This is a genomic window from Vibrio sp. MED222, from assembly GCF_000153005.1.
Lineage (GTDB): Bacteria > Pseudomonadota > Gammaproteobacteria > Enterobacterales > Vibrionaceae > Vibrio > Vibrio tasmaniensis_A.
In genome coordinates this window covers 107,269-119,537 of the sequence record NZ_CH902612.1, presented here as the reverse complement: position 1 = coordinate 119,537, position 12,269 = coordinate 107,269, and the positions used below count along the sequence as shown (strand labels likewise).

Annotated in this window: 10 protein-coding genes; 3 read left to right on the top strand and 7 right to left on the bottom strand. The window is 43.6% G+C overall.

All coding sequences use genetic code 11. The features are described from left to right. The first annotated feature begins 294 nt into the window (after window positions 1-294). Window positions 295-1,614: a dicarboxylate/amino acid:cation symporter gene (locus MED222_RS01270; RefSeq protein ID WP_012604345.1), complete on the top strand. Its 1,320-nt coding sequence runs from the start codon at window positions 295-297 to the stop codon at window positions 1,612-1,614. Window positions 1,615-1,697: 83 nt separating this feature from the next. Here MED222_RS01270 and MED222_RS01275 read toward each other — a convergent pair whose 3' ends face one another. The 4 genes from MED222_RS01275 to MED222_RS01290 form a co-directional block, all read right to left on the bottom strand. Then, complete coding sequence (locus MED222_RS01275; protein WP_009848763.1) at window positions 1,698-2,651, bottom strand: class I SAM-dependent methyltransferase; 954 nt, start codon at window positions 2,649-2,651, stop codon at window positions 1,698-1,700. 8 nt (window positions 2,652-2,659) lie between these two features. Then, entirely contained in the window at window positions 2,660-3,358 is a 699-nt protein-coding gene (locus tag MED222_RS01280) for a TIGR01621 family pseudouridine synthase (protein WP_009848764.1), read from the bottom strand. A gap of 226 nt (window positions 3,359-3,584) precedes the next feature. Next, on the bottom strand, window positions 3,585-5,201 hold the full coding sequence (locus MED222_RS01285) for a methyl-accepting chemotaxis protein (RefSeq protein WP_009848765.1): 1,617 nt from the start codon (window positions 5,199-5,201) through the stop codon (window positions 3,585-3,587). 188 nt (window positions 5,202-5,389) lie between these two features. Further along, window positions 5,390-6,823, bottom strand: a complete 1,434-nt coding sequence (locus MED222_RS01290; protein WP_012604350.1) for a sodium-dependent transporter — start codon at window positions 6,821-6,823, stop codon at window positions 5,390-5,392. Window positions 6,824-7,190: 367 nt separating this feature from the next. Here MED222_RS01290 and cls point away from each other — a divergent pair, with 367 nt between their 5' ends. Next, window positions 7,191-8,645: a cardiolipin synthase gene (cls, locus tag MED222_RS01295; protein ID WP_032555350.1), complete on the top strand. Its 1,455-nt coding sequence runs from the start codon at window positions 7,191-7,193 to the stop codon at window positions 8,643-8,645. A gap of 183 nt (window positions 8,646-8,828) precedes the next feature. Continuing rightward, complete coding sequence (locus tag MED222_RS01300) at window positions 8,829-10,013, top strand: cystathionine beta-lyase (protein ID WP_009848767.1); 1,185 nt, start codon at window positions 8,829-8,831, stop codon at window positions 10,011-10,013. An 86-nt stretch (window positions 10,014-10,099) separates the two neighbouring features. Here MED222_RS01300 and MED222_RS01305 read toward each other — a convergent pair whose 3' ends face one another. From MED222_RS01305 to MED222_RS01315, 3 genes are all read right to left on the bottom strand, one after another. Then, a complete protein-coding gene (locus MED222_RS01305) occupies window positions 10,100-10,573 on the bottom strand; it encodes a hypothetical protein (protein ID WP_009848768.1) in 474 nt (157 codons plus the stop codon). Then, window positions 10,564-11,586 (bottom strand): winged helix-turn-helix domain-containing protein, encoded by a 1,023-nt coding sequence (locus MED222_RS01310; protein WP_032555348.1) that lies wholly within the window; start codon window positions 11,584-11,586, stop codon window positions 10,564-10,566. Before MED222_RS01310 ends, MED222_RS01305 begins: the two co-directional genes overlap by 10 nt. Before the next feature lie 109 nt (window positions 11,587-11,695). Then, entirely contained in the window at window positions 11,696-12,262 is a 567-nt protein-coding gene (locus MED222_RS01315; protein WP_009848770.1) for a DNA-3-methyladenine glycosylase I, read from the bottom strand. Window positions 12,263-12,269 lie beyond the last annotated feature (7 nt).

The following is a 12,269-nucleotide window of genomic DNA, read 5'->3' as shown; positions in this document are numbered from 1 at the left end:
GCTTTATTATTTTCAGCCAGATTAATCTGTATAGAAAAAACGCAAAGATATGGATTAAATGTTAACAAAAGTAAGCAAGCGACGCGAAGCACAATCCATTCACAAAGCGATCAATAAAAACACTTTTATAAATCTTACAAATAACCGAACAACGAAAAACCAAAGCAAACGTTTGCTTTGGTGTGAAAAAACATCTAATAGCGATTCACCTGCTGTTTTTAAGAGACTTTCACCTCTGCTCATATTGATAAATGTAAAGGATACGTGTAAAACTCTTCGCGAAATATTTATCCAATGGCACATCGTTCATTGGTGAGTAATTCTGGGATTTTTATATTTAGTAGCACAGAGGTTATGGAAGTGTTAAAAGAAAAGAGTTTACTAAGCAATATTGGCATTCAAGTCGTTATTGCAATGATCATCGGTACAGCAGTCGGCGCGATGATGGGTGACAGCGCAACAATGTTCGCTCCACTGGGTGCTATCTTCATCAATTTGATCAAGATGCTGGTGATTCCTCTAGTCGCAGTTGCCCTAATTTCAGGTGCTGCAGGTCTAGGTAATAGCTCATCGGCTGGTAAAGTCGGTGTAACAACACTGGGTTACTTTGCACTAACGTCTGCACTTGCTGTGGCACTAGCGCTTGTAATGGGTGAAGTGTTCGAACCCGGTCGTGGTATCGATGTTTCTGGCGTTGAAGGTATGTTCTCTTCAGAATACGCTGCGAAAGGCGAACTTCCAACGTTCTGGGCAACCATCACTGGCATGATCCCTACCAACGTTTTCCAATCACTGAATGAAGCAAACATTCTGCAAATTCTCGTTTTCTGCTTATTCTTTGGTATTGCGATTTCTAAACAAGCAAAAGAGAAACGTGACCCTATCATCAACGGTGTAAATGCTATCGTTGACGCTATGGTATGGATGATCAACAAAGTTATGATCATTGCACCACTTGGCGTATTCGGCCTAATGGCTGAAGCAGTAGGTACGTTTGGTTTTGGCGCGCTTATGGTCGTGTTCAAGCTGTTCATTGTTTACATCGCTGCGATTCTTATCTTCGGCTTTGTTGCTTACCCACTGATGATTCAAATCTTCACTAAGACTTCAGCTAAGAAGTTCCTAGTGGCAATGAAGAAGCCTCAAGCGGTTGCACTATCAACAGCATCTTCAATGGCGACACTACCAGTAACAATGGAAACGGTAGAGAAAGAACTTGGCGTTCGCAACTCTACGGCTTCATTCGTTCTGCCACTTGGTGCGACGATCAACATGTCTGGTAATGCAATTTACTACGGCCTAGTTGCTATCTTCTTCGCACAGCTGTTCAACATCGACCTTTCTATGGGCGCTTACGTTGCTATCATCGTAACGTCTACGCTAGGCGCAGTTGGTCAAGCTGGTGTTCCAGGTCCTTCTTTCCTAGTGGTTGCGGTTCTTCTAGCAGCTGGTATCCCTATCGAAGGTCTACCTCTGTTGTTCGCTCTAGACCGTATCTTCGACATGATCCGTACTGCCCTTAACATCACTGGTGATGCAGCATGTGCGGTAATCGTTGATTCTCTAATCAAAGACGAAGTGAAAGAAGCTGAGCTAGAGAAACAACAAGCTTAAACTTCTTAGAAACCTAAAGACCAAAAAGCCACTCATTTGAGTGGCTTTTTTACTTTCAAACGTTGATATTTGTTTACTCTAAATTAAGCGTCTTCAGAAACGTTAATTTTAAATCTCAGGACTTTCAAACTTGAATCGAGGTCGACATCGACAAATTCAGGTGGATTATCTAAACGCTCGATAAACTCAACACTTGGCGCTTCTTCTGCCATCGTCTCAATCAAGAAGTTTGGTGACACTGCTGGTGAGTTAACACAAGCAATCACTTCACCACCTTCGGTTAGAAGCTCAGGCAAACGACGTAAGATCTTTTTGTAGTCTTTAGTCAGTGCAAAGCTGCCTTTTTGGAACGAAGGCGGATCGATAATAACCAGCTCGTATGGGCCACCCTTCTTGATTTTTCCCCACGACTTAAAGATGTCGTAGCCAAGGAAGTTCACCGATCGCATGTCATGCTCATTCAAGCGGTGGTTATCACGGCCTTTATTCAGTGATCCGCGAGACATGTCTACGTTCATACATTGTCGAGCGCCACCCGCAATCGCCGCGACAGAGAAGCCACAAGTGTATGCGAACAGGTTAAGAACGTTCTTATCCTTAGCATTATCTTGTACCCACTGACGACCATTACGCATGTCTAGGAACAGACCGAAGTTCTGATTGCGGCCAATGTCTAGTTGGTACTTAAGCCCATGTTCAACCACGACTGGTGAGTCGTTCAATTGACCCCACAAGACTTCAGAGGGCGCGCCATCAGCATAACGGTGTTGCAGCACAATGCTTGTGCCCTGTTTTACTTGCCAGATATCTTTGTTAGTGAGGTCGACCAACCCAGTCTTTAGAGATGATAAGAACGCTTGGTCCACTTCTTTAAACACGTTAACCAATAACTGTCCATCAACCCAATCACAAGTGAGTTGATCTAGGCCGGGCCAAAACTTGCCACGCCCGTGAAAAATACGACGTAGTTCATTCGGCACTTCATTCAATTGCTGTTCAATATGACTAAAAAACAGAGGTAAAGCTGATGCTTCCATTATTTCACTCACTTAGTGTTTAGCTTTGGCCACGTTAATGACCAAGGTTCAAGCCAACTGTCTAAACCATTAGACACGATCTCTTGATGCCATTTCTCACCCAAAGAGTCGAGGTTTCTTGGATCGCAGACACATTCGTAGGCTTGTGATTGATAGGTAAATCGAATCGCGAAGGCATGCAGATAGCCTCTGTCAGCCTCGTTCGATGGATTGTAAATAGGATCACCAACAATAGCCGAGCCGATGGACTTCATCGCGACACGGATCTGGTGAGTTCGTCCCGTATAGGGTTTACATAAAAGTAGACGCTCACCGGGTTCAGCCGTTGCAGATAAAAATTGGGTAATCGCTGGGTTTTCTTTGGTTGTCAGTAGCTTCCAGCTTGAGCGTCGTGAACGCTCCATATCTCCTGAGATCAGCCCTTGCTTTTTCTTCGGCTTCTTGGAGCCTATCGCAAGGTAGTACTTCTCTACTTCACGCTTTGCAAACAACTGTGAAAGCTCACTCGCTGCTGGGGCATTTTTTGCCAGCAGTAGAACTCCTGACGTCATTTTATCGAGACGATGGACTAAATATAGCTTCGGTTCATTGATTGCCTTAGCAACTTCTTGCAATAACATCGTATCACCATCGTCTTTATGGACGCTGACGCCTGGATGTTTGTTTATAAGTAAAAAATCAGAGTGATTCAGAAGAATGTCGAACATATAAAGGCTAGCTCCATTGTAGAACGTGGAGTATACCGTGTCTGAATCCAGATTCCAGCTACGAAAAAGCCCAACGAGTTCAATAAACATTGAATCGTTGGGCTTATGTTTCAATAGGTAACTTTCACTGGGAAGTCTTTAATCAATTCGCTCTAAGCTTATGTTCTAGACTTATGATCCTGCTCTAAGCTCTATGCTCTATGCTCTATGCTCTATGCTCTATGCTCTAAGCAAGTTTGAACTTACCTACTAAGCCTTCAAGCTCGGCAACTTTAGCATTCAAACCTGATGTGTTCTCAGAGCTGCGAGTCGCTAACTGTAATGACTGTTCAGAGATATCACTGATTGCCGTAATATCCGCTGCGATTTCTTTTGTCACCGCTGTCTGTTCTTCTGCCGCAGTCGCAATTGAGTTAACCATGCTTTGTACGTTGCCCGCACCGCTAACAATTGCTTCTAGAGCCGATACCGCCCCTGTACTTTGCTCTACACCAATTTCAACTAAACGACAGTTGTCTTGAGTGTAAGTCACCGCTTCTTGAGTACCTGATTGAATAGATTGGATGATACCAGACACTTCTTGTGTTGCTTTAGTCGTTCTCTCCGCTAGCGCTCGTACTTCATCAGCTACCACGGCAAAACCACGACCGAACTCACCAGCACGCGCAGCTTCAATAGCCGCGTTCAGAGCCAAGAGGTTGGTTTGTTCTGCGATATCTTCGATTACCTTGATAACACTGCCAATCTGCTCGCCATGTGAACCCAGCGTGTTCATTTGTAACGACATGTCGCTCATTTGAGTAGACACTTGTTGGATGCTCGCAACCATCTCCACGATCACTTTACGACCGTCTTCTGCAGACGTTTCTGAGCGGCGCGCTTCTTCATAAGTAGAAGTACCTTGTTGCGCTACTTCAGAAATGGTTAAGCTTAGTTCTTCTGCCGCAGTCGCAATCAATGTCGCTTTATCTGCTTGAGCAGAGGCGCCAGATACGATGTCGTGGCTGATTGATGATAGCTCACCAGTAACGGATTGAACTTGGGTAGTCACTGATGAGATAGAACCGAGGAGATCGACCAATGACTTTTGCATCTGGTTGATCGATTGAGCAAGGTCAGCCAACTCATCACCAGAATCATCAACAATGTCACCTGCCGTTAGATCACCATTTGCTACGCGTCGTGCAACTTGCTCTACACGAGTTAAGCGATTAGTAATAGAGCTAGACAATACAAACGCAATTACACAGCCAAACACAATCGCAACCGCAGTCAACACCATAATCGTGCGTTCGATTGTAATAAACGAATCCGTTAGTGTTAGCAGAGCTCGCTCTGTATCAGCAATCTCACTTTCAGATGCTTGATCAAGCAAATTTTCAATCGGGATAAGATTACTCTCATACAAAGAGCGAAGCTGCTGGATATTTGATAACAATGCAGTTTCATCATTAAGCATAGGTACGAGCTTCGATTCAAACTCTTGAGTAAAGCGCCCCATTAGCTCTTCAATTCGCTGAACACGACGATGGTCCTCTGAGCCTTTACTCTCTAAACGCTTTGCTTCTTCAATTGCTTGAGAAAATTGAGTCTTATTAGCTCGATAATCATTGAGCGCATTACCGCCCTGAACAACCGCGCCCAAAGCATCACGGTAAACATCACCAGCTTCATCGATCAATATAAGGTAGGTAACAGTTCCTGGAACATCATCCAGTCTAATTTCATCAGAGCTCTCGTGAGCCCCAATCACTTCTATCGATACAATCCCTACTAACGTGACAAGCACCGCCAATATAGATCCAAAACCCAAATATAGTTTTTTTCTCACTGACAATTTCACAGAACACCTACCTAAAATAAATACAGGCCGATATAGCCTAACCGAAAGATATATCGGCCACCACACGGATAACTTTAGGGGACGATGTTTTTATTTCTCGAAAAACAATAAGTACGTCGCATAAAAAACGGGAGCCAATGGCTCCCGCTTATCAATTAACTTTAGTTTGCGATTAGAGTTTCTAAGAATTATAGCTTCTTAGAAATAAGCGCAGAGCCGGCAATGATACCAATACCTAGTAGCATGATTGCACCTTTACCGCTGTCGAAGCCAGAAGAGATACCCATGAACGCTACGATAGCGATAGCTACTGGGATGATGTACTTAACGAGTGTGTACCATAGACCGAATAGTGGGAAAGATACTTCACCGTCGTTAGTGATTTCTTTCTCTAGGTCAGCACGGTTTAGTCTCCAACCAGCGAAGATACATACCAACATACCGCCAACTGCTAGGAAGATTTTATCCGTTAGTAAGTCGAAGATATCAAATGCACCAGTACCAAACAGTGTTGGACCGAAACCGCCAAGTGATAGAGAAGCGAAGATACATAGAATCGCCATTACGACACTTGCAGACAGTACAGCTGTTACACGCTTCATGCCTTTCTCATCGATTAGGTACGAAACAACAACTTCAAGTAGAGATACTGAAGAAGTCAGTGCCGCAACACTTAGACCAACGAAGAACATAAGAGCAAATAGAAGACCAACTACGCCGCCCATTTCAGCGAATAGCTGAGGAACAACAACGAATACTAGACCAGGACCTGCTGCAGGTTCCATACCGAATGCGAACATTGCAGGGAACATTGCAACACCAGCTAGGATAGCAACGCCTGTATCCATCGCCGTAACCATAGCTGTAGTTTGAACTAGGTTCTCTTTCTTCTTAAGGTAAGAACCGTAAGTCAACATACAACCCATACCAAGAGATAGTGAGAAGAATGCTTGACCTAGTGCGGCTAGGATTACACCGCTGTCTACTTTAGAGAAGTCAGGGCTGAATAGGAATTCAAGACCAGCCATCGCGCCCGGAAGCATTAGGCCTTTGATTGATACCACGATAAGGATGATGAAAAGAAGTGGCATCAGAATCTTACCCGCTTTCTCAATACCGCCAGAAATACCCTTCATAACGATGACAACGTTAAGTAGTAGGTATAGGCCCATCCACATTAGTGGCTGAACTGGGTTTGAGATAAAGCCACCGAAGCTGTCGCCAATTGCTTCAGGTGCGTCTAGTAGACCACCAGCAATTTTACCGATGTATGCGATAGACCAGCCACCTACTACAGGGTAGAAACCCATGATAAGTAAACCACTGACTACGCCAATAACACCAGCGAACGTCCAGCGACGGTCAGTTGATTTAAATGCACCTACTGCTGATTTTTGCGTATGACGGCCAATCGCAAATTCAGTCAGCATCACACTAAAACCGATGAAGATTACAAAAAACAGATAAATTGCAACGAATGCACCGCCGCCACTTTCACCTGCTGTGTATGGGAATTTCCAGATGTTACCTAAGCCAACAGCAGAACCTGCTGCAGCCATTACGAATCCTAATTTCGAACCCCAGGTATCGCGGGGTGTAGTGGTTGTATTACTAGTAGCCACGTTTACTCCAAACTTTTGTGTTATGTGATGTTGTATTTTGCTTTGTGTGGCGTCATTAAAAGATAAGGTGTATATAATAATTTACACCATTAAAAGATTTGATTGACGCTCGTTATCTAGCAAGTAAACCAGTTTAAGAGTACAATTGGAAGCCCGAACCGTATATATTTCGTTATCAATGTAAATCTTTATGGTTAAATGCCGGTTTTTCATACAAAACAATTGCATTCGTCTTAAGTTAACTAAAACTTAACAACTTTAACCTGTTTACAGCTTTTGCTCTATTTTGTAAATAGTTGATTCCTTAAATTCCCATATCCGTAAAATAGCATTACTATCTAAGTGTCTCTTTTTTCGAGTATTCAATGTGGAAAAGCTCTACCATTTTTTAACTTTAGCTTCTGTCGCTTTATACTGGGTCCTTGTCGCCGGTGTGACTTTTCGTGTCGTACTAAAACGACGCTCTGTCAGCGTTTCTCTCGCATGGTTGATGGTTATCTACATTATCCCTATTGTTGGCGTCGCTTGTTACTTCCTTTTCGGAGAGCTAAATCTCGGTAGAAAGAGGGCTGAGCGGGCACATCGCATGTTTACGCCTTTTGGTGATTGGTTCCGCCAATTAAATGATTGCCAAGTCCACCTTCCAGGTAAAGTCGGCTCTCCTATCCACAAAATTGATGAGCTTTGTAACAATCGGATGGGCATTCCAGCTCTCAGCGGAAACACACTTTCACTGCAAGCTTCTCCTAATGAGATCCTACACGCAATTATCGAAGATATAGAAAACGCCCAGACTAGTATCAAAATGGTTTTCTATATTTGGCACCCCGGTGGCTTAACTGACTCCGTTGCTTCCGCACTTATTCGAGCAGCAAAACGTGGTGTCGATGTTAAAGTTTTACTCGATTCTGCAGGTAGCCCGCGTTTTTTCAAAAGTCACTGGCGTTCAATGATGAAAGACGCTGGCGTTCACGTTGTCCAAGCATTAGAGGTTAGTCCTTGGCGTATTTTCTTACGCCGTTTAGATCTAAGGCAGCACCGGAAGATCATCGTGATTGATGAGTCCATCGCCTATACCGGGTCAATGAATATGGTAGATCCAGCTCATTTCAAACAGAGCTCAGGTGTCGGCCAATGGATTGATGTCATGGTTCGCGTCACTGGGCCAACCGTTAACGTGTTGTCAGCAATTCATGGTTGGGATTGGGAAGTGGAAACCGGTGAACGCATTCTTCCTGATTTACCAGAGTGCCCGGTTGAAGAAATAATGACGCATCATTCAGTTCAAGTAGTGCCATCTGGGCCGGGCATGCCGGAGTATTTGATTCTGCAAGTTCTTACTATTGCGATTAATCAAGCAAACCATTCAGTTCGTATTACAACACCCTACTTTGTACCGAGTGCCGACTTATTAGAAACACTCAAAATGACGGCACAACGTGGTGTCAGCGTAGAATTAATCATTCCACATAACAACGATTCATTAATGGTTAAATGGGCTTCTCGCGCCTTCTATACCGAACTGCTTGAAGCCGGAGTGAAGATATATGAGTTTTACGGCGGGCTTCTTCACACCAAATCGGTAGTGATTGATGAAGAGTTTTGCTTAATCGGAACGGTCAATATCGACATGCGCAGCCTATGGCTTAACTTCGAAGTAACGCTAGCCGTTGATGATGTGCACTTCACCAAGCAACTGTTTGATTTGCAGCAATCCTATATTGAATCATCTCATCCAGTGGAATTGGAGCAATGGGAGCAGAGAAACCTACGCAACCGCTTCTTCGAAAGGTTGTTTTACTTATTCAACCCGCTGCTTTAATTCCATCAATGCGTCCACCCCGGCTCATCACTCGCCGACTATCGGATTTTAAACCTTTCACGATAAACGACGTGGAAGGTTAAAAAGCGAAAGAAAAGCGCAAAAACTCCCGCTCTGCTCTTGCTTTGAAGGCTATTGGCATGTTTTAAATAGGACATAACCGATTGATAAGGAATTCACAGCATGTCCGAGAACAAAACCACTAAACTGATCACTGCAGGTCGTGATAAGAAGTGGACTAATGGTGTCGTTAACCCACCAGTACAACGCGCTTCAACTGTCGTGTTCAACACAGTAGAAGAGAAACGCAAAGCGACCATTAACCGCGCTAACAAGACACTTTTCTACGGACGCCGTGGCACCACGACTCATTTCGCATTTCAAGATGCAATGGTTGAAGTTGAAGGTGGTGCAGGTTGCGCACTTTACCCTTGTGGTACGGCAGCCATCTCTAATGCCATCCTCTCTTTTGTTGAAACAGGTGACCATATTCTGATGGTCGATACCTGTTACGAACCCACTCGTGATTTCTGTGACACCATAATGAAAAAGATGGGTGTAGAGACCACTTACTACGAGCCAACGATCGGTGAAAATATCCAAGACCTTATTAAGCCAAATACTAAGGTTCTATTTACTGAGTCTCCGGGTTCAGTCACCATGGAAGTTCAAGACATCCCAACACTCGCACGTATTGCTCATGAACATGACATCATTGTAATGCTTGATAACACGTGGGCGGCTGGTGTTAACTTCTCACCGTTCGATTTTGGCGTCGACATCTCAATTCAAGCGGCGACTAAATACATTGTTGGTCACTCTGATGTGATGCTAGGAACGGCAGTAGCCAACGAAAAATGTTGGGATCAACTGAGAGAGCAGAGTTACTTGATGGGACAGTGCGTATCTCCAGATGACGCTTATCTTGGTCTTCGCGGTATTCGTACTCTTGACGTTCGACTTCGCCAACATGCTGAAAGCAGCCTAAAAGTAGCAAAGTGGTTAGAAACACGCCCTGAGGTTGACCATGTTCGTCACCCTGCCCTTGAGTCTTGTCCCGGTCATGAATTCTTCAAACGAGACTTCACTGGCGGTAATGGTTTGTTCTCTTTCGTTCTTAAGAACTCAAACACAAAAGCAACGACTGCTCTGCTTGATGGTATGACGCACTTTAGTATGGGTTACTCATGGGGTGGATTTGAAAGTTTGATTCTAGCGAACGAACCGAGCAGCTTTAATAGCTTGAGAACGGTAGCGAACCCTAACTTCGAAGGAACCTTGATACGCGTTCATATCGGCTTAGAAGACGTCGATGACCTGATTGCGGATCTAGAAGCTGGACTAGATCGTTACAACGCTCTGGTTTAAGTAAAACAATAAACAAGTTTCCACAAAAAGGCAGGGACAACCTGCCTTTTTTAGTTCGGTAAGCTCTTGGTGTAGAAGTTATATGACTACTTCTGAACCTTAAAACATACCCAATTAAAAATTTCGAAACGATTTTTATTAAATAAATAGAGTGAGTCATCGGTGACAACAACTGAGTAATCAATATTCAGCCCCTTATACGAGCTATACTCTCGATTAATAACAGGATCATCAGTTTCAGTTGTCGGCGAATAATCAATGATAGAGATAGACAACTCGCCATCTTCTAACGAATAACGACCTGAGGAGTGGTGCTCCAATTTACTCACCTGACCATTCTTCTCTTCAATCTTCACCGCCTCTGCAATCATAAACGTATTGTCTGATTGGAAGGTAAAAGTCATACGTTCATACAACGATTGATAAGGTTGAAATGCCTGCGTCATAAAGCCCGTTTTGATGGTTTTACAGTGCCAACGAGTGCCCGCTAATACGTTTCTATCAATCATGAAACTTGCAGCTGTGAGTGCTAATACCAATAGCAAACCAATTATTCGCAAAAGTAACTCCTTTGAGCCATGTAATTCACAAACGAATCAAAAGATGACTCAACTTCAAAAATAGATGACAAGTAATTAAGAGCTTCGCCATCCTTTCTCTCAATCAGCATATACAAAGCATCATTTTCAGGTTGGTTGACAGATGGATAAATGCGAACAAAAACATCAACATTACAGTGGCTAGGTATAACTTGTATCAGTCTCTCAGTGATCGCAAGCAACGAGTAGGCTTCATTGCGAACAATATGGAAAAAGTAGTGATTAGTTTCATCTACGAAGCTGTCGTGATACTCATTTTTATCAACAAAGTATGGCAATGGCTGATAGTAAGCCTGAAATATATTAAACAAAGAGATCAACACACAGGTAAAGGCTAAAAAGTAGCCCACGCAGGCTAAATGACGATGAACAAAAAGCTTAAAGCTAGGTGGTACCGCGTTGACTGAACCTCTCGGGCTAACTGTGGACAATGGCATTTCCATGTCGCCTTCAACGCTTTGTGTTACTGATGCAGGCATAACATGAGCCTGCTCATCTTGCGGCTTTTTCTCAGGTGACTCGCCTGAGGTTTGTGTTTGATTTGTCGTTATTGACGATGGGTTAAGTTCGGCTTGCGATAATCCTATCGTTTGAGGAGACTCTGATACTAAATCCGCCTCAGGGACTGTCGCTTTAGGCTCTGTATTTTGAGGTTGAGATGATTCCTCTATCTCCAGAGAATACCCCATTTTACTGACGGTACGAATCGTGGCGCAACCACAAGTCACTCTGTTCAGTGTTTTTCTAAGCTTAGATATCACGTTGGTCAACGCTTGCTCAGAGACAATCACATCCCCCCAACATCTATCAAAGATCAGGCCTCGCTCAATGCATTCGCCTGTATTTTCAAGCAAGAATAGGAACACTTTACCTTCTAGCGGCGCGATAGTTTCTACGTGGCCATCCTCACGCATAAACTGCCTAAGCAAGGGATCATAATTAGCATCACATATTTGGTAGTTTTGTTGATTCACTATCGTTGCCTACATTTGAATTTGGTCGCATATAATATTGAAAAGTTTATAAATGACCAGTGAATTTTTCAATTTCCACACAATTATTTCGCGTCGAGAAATAACACCTTTATTTATGTGGGCAACCTTCTAAATGATCATTAACCATACCTGTCGCTTGCATTAACGCGTAACAGATTGTTTCCCCAACAAACTTAAAGCCTCTCTTCTTCAAAAACTTACTCATCGCTTTGGATTGCTCGGTAGAAGCGGGAACTTGAGTCATCTCAATCCAGTGGTTTTCGATCACCTTGTTATCGACAAATTGCCATAAGGCGTTTGAAAGAGAACCAAACTCTTTCTGCAGTTCAAGCGTTGCTCGAGCGTTGTTATACACAGAGGCAATCTTGCCTTTATGCTTAACCACATCAAAGTTCTCTATGACGTGTGGCACATTGTCTTCATTCAATTCGGCTAACTTGTTTAGATCGTAATTATCAAAGGCAGCACGATAGCCTTCGCGCTTTTTAAGGATCGTAATCCAGCTAAGGCCTGCTTGTGCCCCTTCTAAGGTAATGAACTCAAACAAAACTTGGTCATCATAAACCGGTACGCCCCACTCTGCGTCGTGGTACTCCCTTTCCAGTTCGTGCTTCAGTGCCCATGCACACGTTCTACCTTCAGTGTTTGTTTCCATGTTATTG